General features: G+C 64.9%; 19 protein-coding genes and 1 tRNA gene. 4 read left to right on the top strand and 16 right to left on the bottom strand.

The window, feature by feature from the left end:
• Window positions 1–4: 4 nt before the first annotated feature.
• Together V3330_RS04900 and V3330_RS04895 are read right to left on the bottom strand one after the other, a co-directional pair.
• Complete coding sequence (locus V3330_RS04900; protein ID WP_354694274.1) at window positions 5–949, bottom strand: DUF58 domain-containing protein; 945 nt, start codon at window positions 947–949, stop codon at window positions 5–7.
• A gap of 16 nt (window positions 950–965) precedes the next feature.
• Complete coding sequence (locus V3330_RS04895; RefSeq protein ID WP_435791391.1) at window positions 966–2,006, bottom strand: AAA family ATPase; 1,041 nt, start codon at window positions 2,004–2,006, stop codon at window positions 966–968.
• 274 nt (window positions 2,007–2,280) lie between these two features.
• Here V3330_RS04895 and V3330_RS04890 point away from each other — a divergent pair, with 274 nt between their 5' ends.
• Window positions 2,281–2,499, top strand: a complete 219-nt coding sequence (locus V3330_RS04890; protein ID WP_354694273.1) for a hypothetical protein — start codon at window positions 2,281–2,283, stop codon at window positions 2,497–2,499.
• A gap of 39 nt (window positions 2,500–2,538) precedes the next feature.
• On the opposite strand, the gene V3330_RS04885 is transcribed toward V3330_RS04890, so the two are convergent.
• The gene (locus tag V3330_RS04885; protein WP_354694272.1) at window positions 2,539–4,737 is read right to left on the bottom strand and encodes a primosomal protein N'; all 2,199 of its coding nucleotides are present in this window, start codon (window positions 4,735–4,737) and stop codon (window positions 2,539–2,541) included.
• Between the two features lie 174 nt (window positions 4,738–4,911).
• Between V3330_RS04885 and mscL the strand changes: the two genes are divergently transcribed.
• Window positions 4,912–5,313, top strand: a complete 402-nt coding sequence (mscL, locus tag V3330_RS04880) for a large-conductance mechanosensitive channel protein MscL (RefSeq protein WP_354694271.1) — start codon at window positions 4,912–4,914, stop codon at window positions 5,311–5,313.
• A gap of 110 nt (window positions 5,314–5,423) precedes the next feature.
• On the opposite strand, the gene V3330_RS04875 is transcribed toward mscL, so the two are convergent.
• The 13 genes from V3330_RS04875 to V3330_RS04815 form a co-directional block, all read right to left on the bottom strand.
• Window positions 5,424–7,592: a carboxy terminal-processing peptidase gene (locus tag V3330_RS04875; protein WP_354694270.1), complete on the bottom strand. Its 2,169-nt coding sequence runs from the start codon at window positions 7,590–7,592 to the stop codon at window positions 5,424–5,426.
• Window positions 7,593–7,775: 183 nt separating this feature from the next.
• Complete coding sequence (gene lipA, locus V3330_RS04870; protein WP_354694622.1) at window positions 7,776–8,699, bottom strand: lipoyl synthase; 924 nt, start codon at window positions 8,697–8,699, stop codon at window positions 7,776–7,778.
• Window positions 8,700–8,782: 83 nt separating this feature from the next.
• Window positions 8,783–9,481: a lipoyl(octanoyl) transferase LipB gene (lipB, locus tag V3330_RS04865; protein ID WP_354694621.1), complete on the bottom strand. Its 699-nt coding sequence runs from the start codon at window positions 9,479–9,481 to the stop codon at window positions 8,783–8,785.
• Between the two features lie 102 nt (window positions 9,482–9,583).
• On the bottom strand, window positions 9,584–11,092 hold the full coding sequence (locus V3330_RS04860) for an amidohydrolase family protein (RefSeq protein ID WP_354694269.1): 1,509 nt from the start codon (window positions 11,090–11,092) through the stop codon (window positions 9,584–9,586).
• A 2-nt stretch (window positions 11,093–11,094) separates the two neighbouring features.
• The gene (locus V3330_RS04855) at window positions 11,095–11,367 is read right to left on the bottom strand and encodes a YbeD family protein (RefSeq protein WP_354694268.1); all 273 of its coding nucleotides are present in this window, start codon (window positions 11,365–11,367) and stop codon (window positions 11,095–11,097) included.
• A complete protein-coding gene (locus tag V3330_RS04850; protein WP_354694267.1) occupies window positions 11,357–12,604 on the bottom strand; it encodes a D-alanyl-D-alanine carboxypeptidase family protein in 1,248 nt (415 codons plus the stop codon). Before V3330_RS04850 ends, V3330_RS04855 begins: the two co-directional genes overlap by 11 nt.
• Before the next feature lie 38 nt (window positions 12,605–12,642).
• The gene (locus V3330_RS04845) at window positions 12,643–13,455 is read right to left on the bottom strand and encodes a septal ring lytic transglycosylase RlpA family protein (protein ID WP_354694266.1); all 813 of its coding nucleotides are present in this window, start codon (window positions 13,453–13,455) and stop codon (window positions 12,643–12,645) included.
• Window positions 13,456–13,490: 35 nt separating this feature from the next.
• A complete protein-coding gene (gene mltB, locus V3330_RS04840; RefSeq protein WP_354694265.1) occupies window positions 13,491–14,483 on the bottom strand; it encodes a lytic murein transglycosylase B in 993 nt (330 codons plus the stop codon).
• A gap of 112 nt (window positions 14,484–14,595) precedes the next feature.
• Window positions 14,596–15,687 (bottom strand): rod shape-determining protein RodA, encoded by a 1,092-nt coding sequence (rodA, locus tag V3330_RS04835; RefSeq protein WP_354694264.1) that lies wholly within the window; start codon window positions 15,685–15,687, stop codon window positions 14,596–14,598.
• Window positions 15,684–17,561: a penicillin-binding protein 2 gene (mrdA, locus tag V3330_RS04830; RefSeq protein WP_354694263.1), complete on the bottom strand. Its 1,878-nt coding sequence runs from the start codon at window positions 17,559–17,561 to the stop codon at window positions 15,684–15,686. The genes rodA and mrdA overlap by 4 nt, the downstream gene beginning before the upstream one ends.
• Entirely contained in the window at window positions 17,558–18,052 is a 495-nt protein-coding gene (gene mreD / locus V3330_RS04825) for a rod shape-determining protein MreD (RefSeq protein WP_354694262.1), read from the bottom strand. The genes mrdA and mreD overlap by 4 nt, the downstream gene beginning before the upstream one ends.
• Complete coding sequence (mreC, locus tag V3330_RS04820; protein ID WP_354694261.1) at window positions 18,049–19,077, bottom strand: rod shape-determining protein MreC; 1,029 nt, start codon at window positions 19,075–19,077, stop codon at window positions 18,049–18,051. The genes mreD and mreC overlap by 4 nt, the downstream gene beginning before the upstream one ends.
• Before the next feature lie 119 nt (window positions 19,078–19,196).
• Entirely contained in the window at window positions 19,197–20,246 is a 1,050-nt protein-coding gene (locus V3330_RS04815) for a rod shape-determining protein (RefSeq protein ID WP_354694260.1), read from the bottom strand.
• A gap of 277 nt (window positions 20,247–20,523) precedes the next feature.
• Here V3330_RS04815 and V3330_RS04810 point away from each other — a divergent pair, with 277 nt between their 5' ends.
• Complete coding sequence (locus tag V3330_RS04810) at window positions 20,524–21,456, top strand: carbohydrate kinase family protein (RefSeq protein ID WP_354694259.1); 933 nt, start codon at window positions 20,524–20,526, stop codon at window positions 21,454–21,456.
• A gap of 227 nt (window positions 21,457–21,683) precedes the next feature.
• Window positions 21,684–21,760 (top strand) — tRNA-Met (locus V3330_RS04805).
• Window positions 21,761–21,846: the final 86 nt, after the last annotated feature.

The raw sequence follows: 21,846 nt of genomic DNA, 5'->3' as shown, positions 1-21,846 counted from the left end.
CAACCTACAGGGGACGTCCGACCAGAATGCGCAGTTCACGGCCCAACACGTCAACCGGGTCGTCGTCGGTATGCAGCACGATCCAGCCACACTGGTGGCGCTGGAACATCCGGCGAGGCTCTTCGATATGCCGCAAACCCATGGCTCGGAAATCACGCTCACCGCCACCGCCGGCGGTATTCAGGATCGTCGACTCGCGTCCGTCGGTGATGGGATACCGGCCCGATGGCAGTTCGTATTCCGCCCGATCCAGCACCTGGCAGCCGATGACGTCGTTGTGCTGGCGCAGACGCGAGAGATGGCGGTTGGTGTCCTCGTCCAGGCCGAAAAAATCACTGACGACGATGATCAGGCTGCCGGGCCGCACGGCATGGCGCACCCGTTCCAGACAGGCCGACAGCGGTTCCGCGGGACCAGGCTCGGCTTCCGGGCGCAGCCAGTCGACCAGGGACTGAATCACGCGCATGGCGCCGCGCCGCCCTCCGGCCGGGCGCAACTCGCGATGACGGCCGGGCGCGAACAGGAATCCTCCGATGCGGTCTCCGCGGCGCACTGCCGACCAGGCCACAGCCGCGGCGAACTGACCCGCCGCCACCGATTTGAGCTGCCGTCGCGTGCCGAAATACAGGCTGGGTGAGGCGTCCAGGACCACCAGCACGGGCCGCTCCCGTTCTTCCTGGAAGACCTTGGTATGCGGCCGGCCCGTGCGCGCTGTCACGCGCCAGTCCATGTTGCGGATATCGTCGCCCGGCTGGTAGTTGCGTGACTCCAGGAAATCGACCCCGCGCCCCCGGAAGCGCGACCGGTAGGCGCCGGCCAGCGCCGAAGCCGCCGGCTGGCGCATTGGCAGGCGCAACGAATGGCAACGCGGGCGCAAGGCGATCAGTTCGGCGGCCGTCAGGTGAATGCCGTCGCTGTCAGGCCCGGGATTGCGGCCGGCAGGTGCCATCAGTGAACACTCCGCATCAGGGGACGGGCACGCGGTCCAGCAACCGGTCCACAAGTTGATCGACGGTGACGCCGTCCGCCTCCGCCTCGTACGACAGCAGTACACGGTGCCGCATCACGTCGTGAATGACCGCGTGAACGTCGTCGGGCGACACGTAATCGCGGGCATCCAGCCAGGCACGCGCCCGGGCGCAGCGATCGAGTCCGATGGTTGCGCGCGGACTGGCGCCGTAGCTGACCAGCGCAGCCAGCTCGGAATCCCAGCGGCCGGGCTCACGCGTGGCGAGCACCAGTTGCACGATGTACTCCTCCAGCGCCGGCGCCAGATACAGGTTCAGCACTTCCGACTGCGCGGTAAAAACTTCGTCCTGGGTCACCAGGACCGGTGCGGCCTCGGACTTGTCCAGTTCGTCGCGTGCCTGTTGCCGGGCGAGGTTGAGAATTTCCTGTTCCGCCACGGCGTCGGGATAGCCGATCGAAACATGCATCAGAAAGCGGTCGAGCTGCGCTTCGGGCAATGGGTAAGTGCCCTCCTGCTCGATGGGATTCTGGGTGGCCATGACCAGAAACAATTGCGGCAGCCGGTAGGTCACGCGCCCGACCGTCACCTGGTGCTCACCCATCGCCTCGAGCAGGGCCGACTGCACCTTGGCCGGTGCGCGGTTGACCTCGTCGGCCAGGATCAGGTTGTGGAAGATGGGACCTTGCTGGAACGTGAAGCTGCCCTCCTGGGGACGATAAATCTCGGTGCCGGTCAGGTCCGCGGGCAGCAGGTCCGGTGTGAACTGGATGCGGTGGAAATCGCCTTCGATGCGATCGGCGATGGTCTTGATCGCCGTCGTCTTGGCCAGACCCGGCGCCCCTTCGACCAGCAGGTGCCCGTTCGACAGCAGCGCGATGAGCAGGCGCTCCATCAGACGGTGCTGCCCGATGATGAGCTCGTTGGCCGCCTCGTTGAGGCGCATGAAGGCCGCGTGGGCATCACGGCCGCGTGCTTCCACCGGCCGCGGCTCGGGATTCACGTAGTCGGGTTTGGCATGCTGTTCCGGCTGTTCCATGGGTTTCCTTCAGCTGAAGAGGGGTGCGGTGCGCCGCCAGGTAAACCGGGAAGTATACCGATTCACGGCGTTCTGGCCATGGCGGTGGCCAGAATGTGACTGATCGTCGCTGATTCCGCGCGTGTCAGAGGTCATGGCGCCCGCCAATCGCTTTGACGCGGCAATGCAACGGTTCGGCTCCGCACCGGGTAACAGACCGCTTGAAATTGCCGGAGTTCATGCTACGATTAGTTTCGTAGTTAATGTAACGGCGCATCGCGTCGAGGAGTAGCCGATGAAAACCGTCATGGCTCTGCTTACAGCACTGATCGCCCTGGGACTCTCCGCCTGCGCGTCCGCGCCGGCCGGCACGGCCTCGGTGGCACCCGATTCCCTGACCAACGTCGAGCGCTACCGCCGCGCGGTCAATCTCAATGCCGAACGCAAAAATGTGGAAGTTCACTGGGTGAATCCGCCCACCGAACAGGATCTCGACGAATACGACGAAGACTGAGACAGATCCCGGCGGCCGGCCGGCGCCCTGGGGCAGCCCTCAGACCTCCTGCGGATCGACGTCGATCGCCCAGCGCACCCTGCGCCCTTCGCGCAGGCCGCGCAGCAGCGGCAACCAGGCATCCAGTTGCCGGTGCAGTTCCGGGCGCCCCGGACCCTGCACCATCAGATACATCCGGTAACGGCCGCCGACCCGCTCCATCAGGGCCGGCAACGGCCCGTAGACCCGGCATCCGCCATCCGGAAAGACCGCCGCCGCGGCCTGGAGAAACGTTTCCACGTCACTTTTGAGATGCGCCTCGGCCCGCAACAGGGCCTGAAACGCGCACGGCGGCAGTCCGGCCGCCCGCCGGTCTTCCAGTAACCAGCCGGCATAGGCCTCGTAGCCCTCCCCGATCAGCAGCGCCAGCGCTTCGTGCTCCGGATGAAACGTCTGCAACATGACCGTGCCCGGCCGTTCCATGCGCCCGGCCCGGCCGGCCACCTGCAACAGCGTCTGGCCGAGCCGCTCCAGCGCGCGGAAGTCCGCGCTGTACAACGCCTGGTCCACGTTGACCACCACCACCAGGGTCACGCCCGGAAAGTGATGCCCCTTGGCCAGCATCTGGGTGCCGACCAGGATGCAGGGCTCTCCTTCCATGACCTTTTCGACCTGCTCCCCGAAACGGCCCTTGCGGGCCGTGCTGTCGCGGTCGAAGCGCAGCACCGGAACACCCGGAAAGCGGCGGCCCAGCGCCTCTTCGATCTGCTGGGTCCCCTCACCCAGACCGAACAGGGCATCGGCCCGGCAATCGGGGCACAATTCCGGCGCCCGGCGCTGGCTGCCGCAGTGGTGACAGCAAAGTTGCCGCGTCGATCGATGCCAGGTCAGGCTGGCGTCACAGCGCGCGCATTCCGAGTGCCAGCCGCAGGATTGGCACATCAGCACCGGGGCATAGCCCCGCCGGTTGAGAAACACCATCGCCTGACCGCCCTGCTCCAGGGTCTCCTCGATGGCCTCCACCGAAGCCGCCGCCAGGCCCTGCACATTGGCCTGCTGGCGCATGTCCAGCACCCGCCAGGCCGGCAGAACGGCGCGGTTGGCCCGATGGCGCAGCCGATGGTGCCGATAGCGCCCCGACTGCGCGTTGTTCAGGGACTCCAGCGATGGCGTGGCGCTGCCCAAAATCACCGGCAGTTCGCCGTCGGCGGCGCGCTTGACCGCAACGTCGCGAGCCGAGTAGCGAAAGCCATCCTGCTGCTTGAACGAGGTGTCGTGCTCTTCGTCGAGCACGATCAGCCCCAGTTCCGGCATCGGCGTGAACAGGGCCGAACGGGTGCCGATAACCAGACGGGCGCGCCCGGTTCGGGCCGCGTCCCAGGCTGCCAGGCGCTCGCCCGCGCTCAGGCCCGAATGCAACACCGCCGGCTCCAGCCCCAGCCGCTGGCGAAAGCGCCGCAGCAGTTGGGGCGTCAGGCCGATTTCCGGGACCAGTACCAGACCCTGCCCCCCGTCGCGCAGCACCTGTTCGAGCACCTTGAGGTACACCTCGGTTTTGCCGCTGCCGGTGACCCCGTCGAGCAGGTGGCAGCGGAACTGCCCGAGATCTTCACGGATCGCGGCCACCGCCGATGCCTGCTCGCCGGTCAATTCGTGCCCACCCGACGGCCTGGCTGTCGATGCGGGCTCCGGCTCGGACTCCACCCAGCCCTGCTCGCTCACCCGTTTGAGCACTGCCCGCCATCGGCTTCCGGTCGCGGCCAGTTCATCTTCACCGAGCGGACCGTCCGCCAGCGCCTTCAGCATCGCGCGTTGCGCCGGCGCGCGCCCGGGCGGCCCGGCCAACTGCTCCCGCCCCGCCTCAGTGATGAGAAACCGCAACGGCGGTTCCGGAAGGAGTCCGTCCGGTTTGCGCAAAGCCGGCGGCAACGCCGCCAGCAGGACCTCTCCCGGGGCATGTTTGTAGTACTGCCAGCACCAGCGCAGCAGCCCGAGCAACGAGGTGTCGATGACCGGCACACCATCATCCAGAATCCGCGACACCCGCAGCAGGCGTTTCGAGTCCACCGCCGCCGGTGCCCCGCATTCGACCACCACCCCCACCAGCTTGCGGCGCCCGAACGGCACAACTGCACGCACGCCGGGCACCACTGGCGATTCACTGGCGGCCGGTGTTTTCGGAGGAAGATAGTCGAACAGGTGAGGCAGTGGCACCGGCAGGGCCAGTTTGAGAACCGTCTTTGGGGAGGGGCCGGACATCGCGGGAATTCTAACCCGCTTCGCTGGCATGCGCGTTCATGATCCAGCACCGAACGGCGCCGTACGGCCCTCTGCTATGATGAAACCGTGTCCGGGCAGGCCCCGGCCATGCGGGGGATGGCGATACCGGACGTTCCGGTCGCCAATCGCGTTCAAACAAGAGAGGAGAAAGCCATGAGCATGATGAAAGAGTTTCGCGACTTCGCGATGCGGGGCAACGTGGTCGACATGGCCGTGGGCATCGTCATTGGCGCGGCATTCGGCAAGATCGTGTCGTCGTTCGTCAGTGACGTACTGATGCCTCCCATCGGCATGCTGCTCGGAGGTGTGGATTTCAGCAACCTCTCGGTCACCCTGAAAGAGGCCGCCGGTGAAGTCGAGGCCGTTACGCTGAATTACGGAGTCTTCATCCAGACGGTGGTGGACTTCGTCATCATCGCCTTCGCGATATTCATGGTGGTCCGGGCCATGAACTCGATGAAGAAGAAAGAAGAGGAAAAACCGGCCGCACCGCCCGCGCCGTCCAAGGAAGAGGTTCTTCTCACCGAGATCCGCGATCTGCTGAAGAAACCCTGAACCACACCACGCCATGAAATGAAACGGGGCGGAGCATTGCTGCTCCGCCCCGTTTTCAGGTGCAGGCCCGGGGCTAGCCGCGAACTGGCGCTTCCCGGGTCGAACCGGATTCAGTTCATTTGCGGCGCCGCGCCTTTCTTGCCGTTGGGCGGAAGCTGTGAGAACTGACGGTTCAGCAATTCCATGTCGGATTCCAGCTCCGCCACGTCCGCGACAATCTCCGCCGCTTCGCGCAGCAGCAGATCCGGACCGTCGTTTTCGTCATCGTCCTCGGCCGCCTCTTCGTCCGTCAGGTTGTCGAACTCGGAGCCATCCGGAATCTCGGTGTTCTCGACCAGGGATTCAGCTTCACCGTTTTTGGCCTTGCGGTTCTTGAGCCGTTCTTCTTCGCGCTCCATTTCCGCCCGCGCTTCCGATTCCAGCAGCGACACCCGGGTGCGGCCGGATTTGCGGTTGTACTCTTCAATGTCGGCCAGCAGCCAATTGTATTCCTCATCGTTGACGATACGCCCTTCGAAGCGGTTTTCCGCCACGGCCACCAGGCGGCTGAGGTCGCCTGCCGGCTGATAGCGCGCCGGATCGATACTGCTCCAGGGCAACGCGTTGTCGAGGGAGCTCTCACCGTATTCCGCCGGGTCGCCCGCGGATGGAAAACGGATATCCGGAATGACGCCCCGGTTCTGGGTCGAACCGCCGTTGACCCGGAAGAACTGCGCCATGGTGATTTTGAGCTGACCCATGGACGGCGAATCCGACGATGGGGCGTAGTCGTCCAGGTCCAGCAGGCTTTGAACGGTGCCTTTGCCGAAGGTCGGCTCGCCAATGACCAGTCCGCGGCCGTAATCCTGAATGGCGGCGGCGAAAATCTCTGAAGCCGAAGCGCTGTAGCGGTTGACCAGCACGGCCAGAGGACCGTCCCATGCCATGCCGGCGTCCACGTCTTCCTCCAGTGAAATGCGACCGTTGGAATTCCGCACCTGCACCACCGGCCCCTTGTCGATGAACAGACCGGTGAGCGTGGTGGCTTCGAGCAGCGACCCACCGCCATTGTCCCGCAAGTCGATGACCAACCCGGCCACGCCCTGTTCTTTCAACTCACCGATCAGCCGCCGCACATCGCGCGTACTGGAGCGGTAATCCGGCCGGTTCTGGGCGCGTCCGTTGAAATCCAGGTAAAACACAGGCAGGTCGATCACACCGATCCGCACCGGCTCCTCGGACTCTTCGACCGGCACTTCGAGCACCCGGCTCTTCGCTGCCTGTTCTTCGAGCTTGACTTCATTGCGCACGATGTCGATGACCGTGCTCGGTCCGCTGATGCTGACATCTTCGGGCAGTACTTCCAGGCGCACGACCGAGCCCTTGGGACCGCGAATCAGTTGTACCACGTCGTCGATGCGCCAACCGATCACGTCGACCAGTTTGCCATCGTTCTCCTGGCCAACCGCGATGATGCGGTCACCGGCCTGCAATCGGCCGTCCTGGTCCGCCGGCCCTCCCGGCACGACGCTGGCAATGGTGGTGTACTCGGAAACCCTTCCCAGCAACGCACCGATGCCCTCCAGCGACAGCTTCATGGAGATCTCGAAATTTTCCGATGTCCGTGGCGACAGGTAGGAGGTATGCGGCTCGATGGATTGCGCGAAGGCATTCATGAAGAACTGGAACACGTCTTCGGTTTTCAGTTCGTTGATCCGCCGGGTCATGTTCGCGTAGCGCTCCTCGAGCGTCTCCACGATGGCCTCCGGCTCCTTGTCGGTGAGCAGCAGGCGCAGGTAGTCGTTCTTCACCCGTTTGCGCCACAACTCGTCCAGTTCCGCCCGCGATTCGGCCCAGGACGCTTCCGAACGGTCGAACTCGTAATACTCGTCGACGGTGAAATCCATCGGCTGGTGGACCGCGTCCACCGAATAGTCGATCCGCTCACGCACCCGGTTGACGTAAACATTGAAGACGTCATAGGCCGGTTGCAGGTCCGAATGCCGCAACGCATCGTCGAGATTGTCGCGATAGCGCTCGAAACCTTCGATGTCGGACGCCAGGAAGTAATTCCGGTTGGGGTCCAGCAATTCGATGTACTTGTCGAAGATCCGGCTCGACAGGTCGTCATCCAGCCGCGTGTCCTTGTAATGCCAGTTGGTCAGAAATCGCGTCGCGAGATTGGTCGCGAAGCGCTGTTCCAACTGGGGTTCGAGTTCCAGCGCCTCGGGCGGCTGCACCGCGGCAACGGCCAGCGTACTGACCCAAAACAAGACGAACAGGCTTGTCAGACGTTTCACGTACTCATCTCCTGAATTGTCCGGTCCATTGAGCCATGCCCTGCTCCGCAGGAATGCCTCCACGCCGAAGCGGAAATCGTGCCCGGACCGCTATTTATGCCTGTTTCGGACACGGAAAACAATCAGGAGGTTCCGCAGGTGCGCCAAATCACGCCAAACGGTGCTGAATTGGCGACTGTCCGGTCAAACGTCGGCGAGTTCGACCAGACCGGATTCGTGAGCCAGTTCATCGGCATGGTAGGACGAGCGCACCAGCGGTCCGGAGGCCACGTGGGTGAAGCCCATGGCGCGCGCCGTGTCGGCCAGCGCGTCGAACTCGTCGGGGGTCCAGTAGCGCAGCACCGGGTGATGGTGCGCGGTGGGCTGCAGATACTGCCCGATGGTGACCAGGTCCACGTCGTGAGCGCGCAGATCAGACAGGGTCTGTTCCACCTGCTCGCGAGTCTCGCCCAGGCCCAGCATGATGCCCGACTTGGTCGGGATGGCGGGGTGACGTTGTTTGAACCGCTGCAGCAGGGTCAGCGACCAGGCATAGTCGGCACCGGGCCGCACGTTGCGGTACAGGGGCTCGACCGTTTCAATGTTGTGATTGAACACGTCGGGCGGCGAGGCGGCGAAGATATCCAGCGCCCGTTCCATGCGACCCTTGCCGCGAAAATCCGGCACCAGGATTTCCACCCGGATACCCGGGCTCGCGGCCCGCACGGCATCAATACACTGGGCGAAATGGCCGGCCCCGCCGTCGCGCAGATCGTCACGGTCCACCGAGGTGATGACCACGTAGCGGAGCTTCATTTCGGCGACCGTGCGAGCCAGTTGTGCCGGCTCGGCGGAATCCGGCGGCAGCGGGCGGCCGTGCGCCACATCGCAGAACGAACAGCGCCGCGTGCAGATTTCACCCAGCACCATGAAGGTGGCCGTACCCTTGGAAAAGCACTCGTGGATGTTGGGGCAGGAAGCTTCCTCGCAGACCGTGACCAGTTCGCGCTCGCGCAGCCGCGACTTCAACTCGCCCACGGCATTGCCGGCCGGCAGCCGCACCCGGATCCAGTCGGGCTTGCGCAAGCGCGGCGCATCGGCGTCGAAACGCGCCGTGTTGCGCGCCATTTTGGCCTCACCCAGTTGTGCCTGGCCCGCCACCGGCCCCCCGGCATTACCGGTGACCCGCAACGGCAGCGTGTCGCGTTCACTCATGCATTCACCTTCCCGTCGCGGATTTCCCGGACGTCACGGTATTCGAGTTGTTCGGCCAGCGCCTGGACCAGGCGCCGGCTCGCATCTTCGATGCTCACGGGGGTGAATGTTACCAGTTGCGTGACCTGCAGTCCCTCGAAACCGCAGGGATTGATGCGCTGAAACGGCTCCAGGTCCATGTCGATGTTGAAGGCCAGACCGTGGAACGAGCAAGCGCGCCGTACCCGCAGCCCCAGGGACGCAATCTTGGCACCGTCGACGTAGATACCCGGCGCACCCTCGCGGCGCGCGCCGCTCACCCCATATGCGGCCAGCACGTCGAGAATGGCTTCCTCGATGCGCCGCACCAGGCTGCGCACGCCAATGCCACGGCGGCGCAGGTTCACCAGCGGGTAGGCCACGATCTGACCCGGGCCGTGATAGGTGACCTGTCCGCCCCGGTCGACCTGGATGACCGGGATATCCCCCGGCGCCAGCACATGCTCGGCCTTGCCGGCCTGCCCCTGGGTGAACACCGGCGGGTGTTCGACCAGCCACAACTCATCCGGCGTGCTCTCGTCGCGGGCATCGGTGAAGTCCTGCATCGCCCGCCAGGTGGGTAGATAATCGGCCCGGCCGAGCCGTCGCACGTGCAAGGTATCCCCGCCACCGGCGGCATCGCCACCTGCGTCCGCGGGTGGTGCGGCGTCCGTCATTTCTTGAGGGTCGATACCAGCCATTGAGATTTCGTCACCGGGGGTGAATCCAGCCTGGAACGGTCTTCCCATTGTACACCCCGCCCGGCCGGTGTCCGGCGCCTATAGCGGCTCCGCGAACGCCGCGACCCGCTCCGTGACGGCCCGCCATTCCCGCCGGTGCGCATCGAGATCGACCTGTACCGGCACCCGGTCGCGCACCACGAAGCGGCCCGCCACCAGGACCGTGCGAACGTTCCGCGGATAAGCCGCGAACGCCAGGGTGGCGTAGGGATCGTAGTTGGGCTGCATGTTCGGCGCCGCGGTGTCCACGATGACCACATCGGCCCACTTGCCGGCCTCCAGCGAACCCAGCTCGTGTTCACGATCGAGCGCCCGTGCGCCACCCAGTGTGGCCATGCGAACCAGATCGAACGGCGTGAAGCGAGTGGAATCGGCCACGCCGCGATTGCGCGCGGCATAAGCGGCGAAACCCATCACATTGATCAAGTCCATCTGGTTCGAACTCATCGGGCCATCGGTACCCAGGCCCATTTCCAGCCCGGCCCGGGCCATGTCCCAGGCCGGTGCGAAGCCGTGCGCGCCGAAGCCATTGGCCTTGGGGTTGTAAGCCACGCCCACGCCGTGCCTGCGCAGCAGCGCGATGTCCGCGTCCGACGCGTGGATCACGTGGGCAGCCACCAGTCGGTCACTGAGAAACCCGATTTCGGCCAGATAGGCGATCACCGTCCGGTCCTCCGGAAAATGGCCGATGCCGGCCCGAATACGATCGGGTTCATCGACCATTTCCGCCACGTGCATCAGCAAGGGCACCGCTTCGCGCTCAGCCAGCTCGCGGGCCCGCAGCAGCCATTCCGGGGAAACGGTATACGGCGCGTGCGGCGCCACCGCCGGCGTGATCAGGGGATGCCCCTTCCATTCGGCGATGAAGCGCTCGGCGTAGGCCAGACCACCGTACGGCTGCGGTGCGTCCACCACCGGGAAACCGATCACGCTTTCTCCCAGCACGCCGCGGATACCCACGTCGCTCACCGACCGGGCCACCTCGTCTTCGTGGTAATACATGTCGGTGACCAGGGTCACGCCGGCGAGCGCCGACTCGATGGCCGCCTGCCGGGCGGCCGTGCGGATCAGCTCCCGCGACAGCAGGGCCTTCTCCAGCGGGAAGAAAAAGTCGACCAGGCGGTTGGGCACGCCGTTCTCACCCAGTCCGCGAAACGCGACCATCGGCAGATGATTGTGCAGGTTGATCATGCCGGGCATGACGATGCCGCCCTCGGCATCCAGCCGGGTTTCGGTCTCGTAGCGCTCCAGCAGGCCGGCACCGCCCACGGCTTCGATGCGTCCGTCCCGCACCACCAGTGCACCGTCTTCCACGGTGTCGCCGGCCGCGTTCAGGGTCAGCACGGTGGCATTGAAAATGATCAGATCGGCAGGCTCGGGGGCTGGCCGGGAAGCGGTGGGATCAGTGACGGGCTCCGCGGTGGGACCCGTGATGGGTTCAGCGGCCTGGCTGGCGGCCTGGGCCGCCTGAATCGGCGCCACGGCCAACCACAGCGCGGCCACGATCAACCCCGGAGACCGGTGTTCAGGCCAGGGTGACGCGCCCATGGTCAAAGCGCCATCAGAACCTGCTCGCAGTCGGTCAGGGCCTGGTAGATGGCATCGAGCTGTTCACGCGATTGGGCTTCGATGACGGCGGTCACCGAAACGAAGTTGCCGGCCTTGCTGGCCACGCTGCGCAGTTCCTCGCCAACGACCAGTTCGGCATGTTCGAAAATGATGCCGGCCACGATACTTTCGAATTCGGGTGACTGGCGGCCCATGGCCTTGATCGGGAAGGCGCACGGAAACTCGAGCAGGGTATCGGGAACGTCACTCGCCATCGGCGGATTCCGCTTCCGGTTCGGCCTCCTCTTCCCCGCCCGTTTCGGCCTCGCCTTCCTCGTCGCCTTCGAGCAGACCGCCGACCCAGAGCTTCAGTCCGTCCCAGGTACGGCCGACGAATCCGGCTTGCTCCACAGCCTCCAGAGCGATCAGCGGGCGGCTGGCGATTTCACCATCGTCGAGCCTCACCGATATGGTGCCCACGATGCTGTTTTGTTCCAGCGGCGCGGTCAGTTCCGGCTCGAGTTCAACCCGGGCTTCGAGATCGTCGTAGCGGCCGCGCGGGATGGTAACGAACAGCGGCTCGGCCAGGCCCAGCGGCACGTCGTCATTCAACCCCTTCCAGACCCGGGCACGCGACAGTTCATCGCCGGCCTGGTAGAGCTGCACGGTTTCGAAGAATCGAAAACCGTAATTGAGCAGCGACTGGCTCTCGCTCGCTCGCGACGACTCCGAGGCGGAACCCATTACCGCGCTGACCAGGCGCATGCCGTCGCGCATCGCCGAAGCGGCCAGGCAGTAACCGGCCGCATCGGTGTGGCCGGTTTTCAGACCATCGATGGCCGGGTCTCGCCACAACAGGGTGTTCCGATTGTGTTGGCGGATTTCGTTGAAGGTGTATTCCTTCTCGGAATACCAGTCGTAATATTCCGGGAAATCGCGGATGGTCGCGATACTCAGCAGAGCGACATCGCGAGCCGTCGTGTAATGCTGCTCGTGCGGCAGGCCGGTGGCGTTCATGAAGTGCGTACCGGTCATGCCCAGCACTTCAGCATAATGATTCATCAGATCGGAGAAAGCTTCCTCGGTGCCGGCGACGTGTTCGGCCAGCGCGACACTGGCGTCGTTGCCGGACTGGATCACCATGCCATGCAGCAGTTCTTCGACCGTGGGCGTCATGCTGGGCTCGATGAACATGCGCGAACCGCCGGTACGCCAGGCCCGCTCGCTCACCGCCACGGTTTCGTCCAGGGTAATGTTGCCCTGGGCCAGTTCCTGGAACACCACGTAGGCCGTCATCACCTTGGTGATGCTGGCCGGCTCCACCCGCATCCCGGAATTCTGATCGACCAGCACCTGCCGGCTGTAGTAATCCATCAGGATGTAACTGTTGGCCCCCAGTTGCGGCGGCGCCGGCACGGGCTGCGGCCCGGGTTGCGGCCGCGGCGGCACCTGCGCCATGGCGGTCGCGGCGCTGAGAAGCAACATCGGCAGTAACACTCTGAGTATCTTCATGGGATGGGGTTCGGTTCGGATTCGGGTTTGTGGACCGTTCAGCGGGTCACTCTATGCGGCCGCTCGAAGCCCAGTTCAATGGCTCGCTGGATAACACGTTCGATTTCCACGGTACTGTCGAACGGTCCCAGCCAGACCCGGAACAGGTTACCACCATCGTCGATGGTGACGGGTTGCAGACTCGCTCGCTTCAGCCGTCCGACCAGCGCCTCGGCCCCGGCGCGCTGTCCGAATGCGCCGGCCTGAAGGTAGGTGCCGGCCGGATCACGGCTGTCGGCCAGTTGCAGTCCCGCCGTGTCGATGGCGCGCACTTCGACCCGGGCCGTACCCTTGCCGGTCATGCCCAGGCGCAACGCGGCACCGTAGGACAGATCGATGATGCGATCGTCCTTGAACGGTCCGCGATCGTTGATCTTGACCACCACCCGGCGACCATTTTCCAGGTTGGTGACTTCGGCATAGGTCGGCAGCGGCAGGGTCTTGTGCGCGGCCGTCGCCAGGTGCATGTCGTAGGGCTCGCCACTGGACGTGCGACGGCCGTGAAACTTGGTACCGTACCAGGAGGCGATGCCGCGCTCGACGTAGCCATCCGCGGTCGGCATCACGTAGTATTTCCGGCCGAAAACCTCGTAGGGAGAGTGATTGCCGTAGCGGGCGCGCGGCTCCTGCCGCGGCACGGCGTCCACGACATCCGCGGCGGAGAGGCCGATATTGGATGGCCCGTCCACGGGTTCGGCACCGCCATCCGGGCGCCGGTCGCCCTTGCCGGCACAGGCCGCCAGCATAAAGCACAGCACCGTGCCCGTGACAATTGTCGGAGCAGCCGCCTTCCACACACGCCACCGGCGCATCGCCAAGCGCGCACCGTGGGCAGCCGGTCGGCTCCTCACCGTCCCATCCCCTCGCGAATTGCCTGACTCAGTTCATGCACGGCCATCGCATACAGCGGACTGCGGTTATACCGCGTGATCACGTAGAAATTGTTGAACGCCAGCCAGAAGGATTGTGCCTCCTCCTCGTCCAGGCGCACAACCGCGCCCATCGCATCGGCGGCCAGTACATCATCCGTTCGGTAACCAGCCGCACTCAGTTCAGCCACCGTGTGGGCGGGTTTGAAATTCCGCCGGGCGACCAGGCTTCCGTCGGCCTCCGGGCCGGCCTCGAGCGGAGCGACCACAGGCTCGCCGTAGGCCCAGCCGTGAACGTGCAGGTAATTGGCGACCGACCCGATCACATCATCCAGTGAACTCCACAGATCACGACGGCCGTCGCCATCCAGGTCCACCGCGTAGGCGCGGTAGCTGCTGGGCATGAACTGGCCCAGACCCATGGCGCCGGCGTAGGAACCGGTTACATCCTGCAGCGGCAGGCCTTCTTCCTGGCCGAGCAGGATGAAATTCATCAGCTCGCTGGAAAAAAACCCGGAGCGGTCGTTGCCGGTATCCGGGTAGTGAAACGACAGGGTGGCCAGCGCGTCCAGCACCCGGTAATTGCCGGTAATGCGGCCGTAATAGGTCTCGACGCCGATGATGCTCACAATATATTCGGCGTCCACACCGAATTTCTCGGCGGCCGCGGCCACCCGTTCTTCGTTTTCACGCCAGAACGCGACGCCGCCCTCGATCCGTTCCGGCGTGATGAAAATCGGCCGGTACTGGTACCAGGGTTTGCCCTCGGCGGGACGGGAGATCGCATCGACGATGGACTGCTTGAACCGCGCGTTGCGCAACAGCTCCAGCACCTCGGCTTCGTCGAGCTCGTGTTCCTCGGCCGCCTGGCGGGCAAAGTTATCGGCACCCGGGTGATCCTGGGCGAAACACGACGCGGTCGTCATCGCGACGACCGTCATCAGGACTATCCGGTTCAGGGTTTGCAACATGCGTAATGACCTTTGAATGCGGTATGACAAATTCGGAATCCGAATCCGAACGCAGTGTACCCGAAACCCGGGAATCCGGCCCGGTGCCGGGCACGGCTGATCTGACCACGAATCACCGCAGAAATTTCCGATGGCCATGGATCGACATCACGATACCGAAAGCCGCCAGCAAGGTCACGATGGAGGTGCCCCCGTAGCTCACCAGCGGCAGTGGCACCCCCACCACCGGCAACAATCCGGACACCATGCCGGCGTTGACCAGGACGTAGACGAAAAAGGTGAAACCCAGGCTGCCGGCCAGCAAGCGCGAGTAGGTGTCCTTGGCCATGGCCGCGATAAAGGCGCAGCGGCCGGTGATGAAAGCGTAGAGGATCAACAGCACAAGGACCCCGATCAGCCCGAATTCCTCGGCCAGAACCGCCAGGATGAAGTCGGTGTGGCGCTCCGGAATGAACTCCAGCCGTGATTGCGTTCCGTTCAGCCAGCCTTTGCCCAGCAAGCCACCCGATCCCACCGCGATTTCCGACTGGATGATGTTCCAGCCGGTGCCCAGCGGGTCGGACTCGGGGTTGAGAAAGGTGCGCACGCGGTTGCGCTGATACTCGTGCATGACGAGCCACAGCGCGGGGGCCGCGGCGGCCGCCAGCCCGGCCAGTCCGAAAATCATCCGCCAGCGCAGACCGGCCAGAAAAATCGTGATGCAACCACTGATGCCGATCAACAGGGCCGTGCCCAGATCGGGCTGCTGGGCGATCAACACCGCCGGCGCCGCCAGCAGGCAGAACGCCGCCAGCACGTCGCGAAAGGCGGGCGGCAGTTCCCGCGGGTGGAAGTACCAGGCGACGATCATCGGCACCGCCAGTTTCATGATCTCGGAGGGTTGAAAGCGCACCACCCCGAAATCCAGCCAGCGGCTGGCGCCACGCCCTTCCCCGGCCAACAGCGTGGCCACCACCAGCACCAGGCCGAAAACATACAACCACGGAGTCCAGGTGCGCAGGATATGCGGCGGCACCAGGCTGAGGGTCAGCAGGGCCACCAGGCCCGCGCCCATGCGCACACACTGCCGCAGCACGGTGCCGCCATCGCCCCCGCTGGCCGAATACAGGACGGCGAGGCCGCCGCCCATCAACAACAACAGGGCCAGCAGCAGTGGCCAATCCAGCCGCGGCAGGCCAATCCATCCCGGAACCCGACGTCTCACCGACCGGGTTCCTGCGCCATCCAGGCCTCGATAACGGCCTTGGCCACCGGCGCCGCGTTACGCGATCCACCGCCGCCGTGCTCGACCACGGCGGCCACGGCGATGACCGGCCGGTCGGCCGGCGCGTAGGCGATGAACAGCGCATGGTGGCGCAGGTGGGCCGCGACTTCCTCTTCGTCGTATTCCTCGTTGGGGTTCAGCCCCACGACCTGCGCCGTGCCGCTTTTGCCCGCCATCTCGTAACCTTCTATCGGCAGCAGCGCGCGCGCCGTGCCCTTGACGCCGTGGATGACCCGCCGCATGCCGTCGTGCACCGCGCGCCAGTTTTCCGGATCCGCCACCGGCACCCGGCCGGCCACCGGTGCACCGACCCGCGCGGCGGGCTGATCGCGCTCACCCTTCGCGGCGTAAAGCAGGCGGGGCTGGTAGCGGATCCCGCCATTGATCAGCGTGGTCAGGGCACTGGCGAGCTGCACCGGCGTTACGACATTGAAGCCCTGCCCGATACCGGCGATCACGGTTTCACCGGGGTACCAAGGCTGGCTGAAGCGGCCGCGCTTCCAGGCACGCGACGGCAGCACACCGGCACTCTCGCCGGGCATGTCGATCTGCGTGGGGCTGCCGAAACCGAACTGCTGCAGGTAGTCGTGCATGCGATCGATGCCCAGATCGACCGCCAACTGGTAGAAGTAGGTGTTCACCGACTGTTCGAGCGCGTCGCGCACCGCGACCCAACCGTGTCCGCCGGGACGCCAGTCCCGGTAGGGCCGGGCGACGCCGGGCAGGTAGAATCGGCCGCCGGAGAATATGGTCTGTTCCGGAGTCACCACGCCCAGTTCCAGCCCGGCCAGGCCAACGAACGGCTTGAGGGTGGAACCCGGCTCGTAGCCGCCCTGGATGGCCCGGTTGAACAGGGCCCGTCCGGGCGCCTCGAGAATGGCCCGGTAGCCGGCCGCGCTGATGCCATGCACGAACTCGTTGGGGTCGTACGCCGGTTTGCTCACCAGAGCCAGCACCGATCCGTCATTCGGGTCCATCGCCACCACGGCCCCGGGCCGGTCGCCCAGAGCCTCCCAGGCCGCGCGCTGCACCTGCATGTCCAGCGACAAAACCAGGTCGGCACCGTGCACGGGGTCGGTTCGCTCCAAGGTCCGGATCGGCCGGCCCTCGGCATTGGTTTCCACCCGTTCCAGGCCACTGCGGCCGTGCAGCAGGGACTCGTACTGGCGCTCGATGCCGTTTTTGCCGATGTGGGTGCTGGCACGGTAGTCGTCGGCATTCACCCGGGCCAGATCGTTCTCATCCAGCCGGCCGACGTAGCCCAGCACATGGGTCAGCAGCGGGCCGTAAGGGTAATAACGGGAAATGTAGGGCACGATGTCCACGCCCGGAAACCGGTGCCGGTCGACCGCCAGCCGCGCCACCTCCGTTTCGCTCAGATTGAACTTCAGCGGCACCGCCTCGAAGTCGCGATAGCGTCGCCGGTCGCGCTCGAACTGCTCGCGAACATCATCGGGGAGGTCCACGATGTCGGCCAGGGCCGCGAGCACCGCATCGAGTTCGCCGGCTTTTTCAGGCACGACCTCGAGCCGGTAAGCCGGCCGATTTTCGGCCACGGGCCGGCCACGGCGGTCATAGATCAATCCCCGGTTCGGCGCGACCGGCACCAGACGAACGCGGTTGGAGATCGAACGCGTGGTGAACTCCTCGTGGCGCACCACCTGCAGCCAGACATAGCGGATCAGCAACAGCAGCACCGCGGCCACCACGAAGCCGAACCCCACCAGAACCCGGCGGCTGAACAGCCGCACCTCCTGCGCCGGATCCTTGATCGGGTGACGGTGCGGCCCACCCAGCAGGCGCGCCACGTTCATACCGTACTCCGCTGCCGTGCCCTGCCCCGGTAGCGATCCAGCAGCAGAAAAATCCACGGCCACAAAAAGGTACCCACCACCGGCGCCAGCCAGAAAGAAACCGGCGGGAACGGGTCGCCTCGCAGGCCGATGATCCACAGCACGACTATGCGATCGTTGATCAGCAGGGCCAGCACCGACAACGCCTGCTGCCAGGGCGGGAAAAACCGCAGCCGGGCGCGGAAGCGGGTCACGAGGTAGACCAGGATGACCAGAGTCAGGCCGTGCATGCCCAGCAGGCTGCCCGTGAGCAGATCCAGTATCAGCCCGGTCGCGAACGCACCACCCAGCCCCACCATGTCCTGGGTTTCGAGACACCAGTACACCAGTACCAGCGCCACCCAGTACGGCCGCAAGGGCTGCACCATCGCCGGCAGCGGCACGATGGTAAGCACCATCGCCACCACCAGCGTGATCAGGATCGGGCCGTAACGGTCGCGATTGGCGTTCACGGACCGGCGCCTTCTTCAGCGGACTCAGGCTCGGTGACTACATCATTCGTATCGGAACCATCTGCGGCGGAACCGGAATCTGGCTGGCCTGCCACGGCGCCCTCGGCCCCCGACTGCGTTGCGTCAGACGTTCCGGCCGGGGCTTCGGTGCTCCCGGCTTTATCCGCAACCTCATGATCCGATTCCGCAACGGTACGTATCAGAAGCACCTCGCGCCCTCGATCCAGCGCCGCCAGAGGCCGGGCCTCGACAGCGGCGAACATCTGGCCTTCGCGACGATCGATACGCACGATTTCAGCCACCGGGTACCCGCCGGGGAAGCGGTCACCCAGACCGGACGTGACGATCAGGTCACCCTCACGCACATCGGCCTCGCGCGGGACGCTGGGAAGGCGCAAGCGGCCGGTGTCGCCGGTTCCGAACGCCACGGTGCGCAGGCCGGTGCGGTTTATCTGCACCGGCAGCGCATGGTTCGGGTCGGAAATCAGCCGAACCGTGGCAAAGTGCTTCTTCGAATCCTCCACCTGGCCCATCACTCCGTGCCCGTCGATCACCGCCTGGCCAACCGTCACGCCCGCGTTGGTGCCGCGGTCGATAACCACCTTGTGCGCGAAGGGGTCGAGGTCCACGGACAGCAGTTCGGCGAACTGGTAGTCGTCGCGCAGCGTCTGCGAGCCGTCCAGCAAGGCGCGCAAACGCTCGTTTTCTTCACGCAGGCTGGCCAGTTTCTGCAAGCCGGCCCGTTTCCGCAGCAATTCTTCTTCCAGGCGCTGGTTCTCGCCCCGCAGGGTTTGTGTGGTCTGAAAAAACCCGAACGCGCCGCGCAGGGCCTGTACCGGCCATTCAACGAGGTGATATACGGGTTCAACGAGGTAGCTGGCCATGCCGCGCAACTTCGGAACGTACTGGCCGCGATGATCCATCGCCATCAGGACCACGGCCAGCAGGGAATACAGCATCAGCCGCGCGGTGAGCGCGGCCTGGCCTGAGATGTTCGCACCAACGCCGCCTCTGCCGCCGACCACGGGATCAGGCCCGTAACCGAATCGACACGCGGACTTGCAGCGCCGGGCGCATCAGCGCGAAAAGCCCGGGGTCGTGGCGCCCGCCGCGGCCATCGCGGCCGGGCCCGCGAAACCGGCTGCTAGCTGGCCGTGAAGAAATCACCGTTATTCTGATCCATCAGTTCGAGTGCGCGGCCGCCGCCCCGGGCGACGCAGGTGAGCGGATCGTCGGCGGCGAACACCGGCAACCCGGTTTCCTCGCTGATGAGGCGGTCGAAGCCGCGCAGCAGCGCACCACCACCGGTCAGGACGATGCCGGTTTCGGCCACGTCCGCACACAGTTCGGGCGGCGTCTGTTCCAGCGCGGTTTTCACCGCATCGAGAATGCTGGAAAGGCTTTCGTTCAGCGCTTCGAGCACTTCGTTGCTGGTGATGGTGACATTGCGCGGCACGCCTTCGGCCAGGTTGCGGCCCGAGACTTCCATCGTCTCGGGCTCCTCGTCCGGCCAGGCGCAGCCGATCTCGATTTTGATGCGTTCGGCCGTGGTCTCGCCGATGAGCGTGCCGTAATTGCGGCGCACGTAATTGACGATGGCATCGTCGAACTGATCGCCACCGATGCGCACCGAGTTGGAATACACCAGCCCGTTCAGAGAAATGACCGCAACCTCGGAAGTGCCGCCGCCGATGTCCAGCACCATGGCGCCGCGCGCTTCGTGCACCGGGATGCCGGCACCGATGGCTGCCGCCATGGGTTCCTCGACCAGGAACACCTCGCGCGCACCCGCGCCCTCGGCCGATTCCTTGATGGCCTTGCGCTCCACCTGGGTGGAACTGCACGGAACGCACACCAGCACCCGCGGACTGGGCCGCAGAAAGCGCGAGGTGTGCACCTTGCGAATGAAGTGCTGCAGCATGGCCTCGGTCATGTTGAAGTCGGCGATCACGCCATCCTTCAGGGGGCGCACCGTGCGGATATTGCCCGGTGTTCGACCGAGCATGCGCTTCGCCTCCATGCCGACGGCCGCCACGTGCTGCGGGCCGCCCGGCCCCCGGTCCATGCGCACCGCCACCACGGAAGGCTCGTTGAGGACGATGCCCTGCCCACGCACGAAAATCAGGGTGTTGGCCGTGCCCAGGTCGATCGACAGATCGTTGGAAAACAGGCCGCGAAGACTTTTGAATACCATGACGAGACAGTCCAGTGGGTCGGGGTGACCGGGGTTGGCTAATGTATCAGCAGCAGCCGACTGCCGCAAGGGAAAAAATCGAGCAAAACCTAGTATTTACGCGGCCTGCAGCCGAACCTCGCTGAATCGGACCCGGCCCGAAAACGGGCTGGATCGCGTAACTGATATATCAGTTTTTCGAATTCCCGGGCAACGTATTTCCCTGTTTTTCAACAATTCCGCTAGAATGCGCGGGTTTGGGATATCACCGGATGACCCATCCGGGCAGGGACACGACATGTCAGCACTGATCTGCGGCTCGCTCGCCTACGACACCATCATGGTTTTCCCCGAACGATTCCGGGAACACATCCTGCCCGACAAGGTGCACATCCTGAACGTGTCTTTCCTGGTGCCGGAGATGCGCCGGGAATTTGGCGGCTGTGCCGGCAACATCGCGTACAACCTGAAACTGCTCGGCGGCGAGCCCTACCCCATGGGCGCGGTGGGCGCCGATTTCGAACCGTACCGGGAACACCTGGCGAAGTGGGGCATCTCGGACCGCTACGTCCGCTACCTCGAGGACGAATTCACGCCGCAGGCCTTCATCACCACCGACCTCGACGACAACCAGATCACCGCCTTCCACCCCGGCGCCATGGCACAGAGCCATCTCAACCACGTGGCGGATGCCGAAGGCATCACCATTGGTGTCGTCGGCCCGGACGGCCGCGAAGCCATGATCCAGCACAGCCACGACTTCGTCGAGGCCGGCATCCCCCACCTGTTCGACCCCGGCCAGGGCATGATCCTGTTCAACGGCAACCAGCTACGCAACTTCATCTCCGAAGCCAACTGGCTCATCGTCAACGACTATGAGTACGAAGTGCTGCAGGAACGCACCGGCATGCCCGGCCACCTGATCGCCCGCCAGGTCGAAGCCCTCATCGTCACCCGCGGCCCCGATGGCTCGGAACTGATCACGGCGTACGGCCACACTGACATCGAGCCAACCCTGGCAGACGCCGTCAAGGATCCCACCGGCTGCGGCGACGCCTACCGCGCAGGCATCCTCCACGCTCTGCTGAACGACATGGACCTCGTCACCGGCTGCCGCATCGGCTCCGTCATGGGCGCCATCAAAATCGCCCACCAGGGCCCCCAGAACCACACGCCCAGCCTCGACGAAATCCAGGACCGCTTCGAAGCCGCCTACGGCTACCGCTTCTGAGAGGGAAACGCCCAAAAAGAGACACATCGCTGCGCACAACGCAACATCAACCCCTGACCCAACCGCCATCCGCAATCTGGCACGCTTCCTGCGTTTCCGCGGAAACGTCTGGAGGACACCCCGAATCGCCGATTGATACCGTCCGCCCGAACGGCGCGCCTGTTGACTTTCCCGCGCGCCGGAGACAGAATTGCCGGCCCGGTTTCAACCGGCACAATCCAGTTTCCGGTGATGTAGCTCAGCTGGTTAGAGCGCGGCACTCATAATGCTGAGGTCGGTGGTTCAAGTCCACCCATCACCACCAGTCCAAAAGGGTGCATTCCGATCACATGGTTTACACCTTATTCCGGGCACATGGTTAACACTGTGCCCGGCGCGAACGGATCAGGA

The organism is Elongatibacter sediminis (genome assembly GCF_037892215.1).
Classification (GTDB): Bacteria; Pseudomonadota; Gammaproteobacteria; order Xanthomonadales; family SZUA-36; genus Elongatibacter; species Elongatibacter sediminis.
Note: the sequence above shows the minus strand (reverse complement) of the source record. Positions and strands in the feature narration are given on the sequence as shown.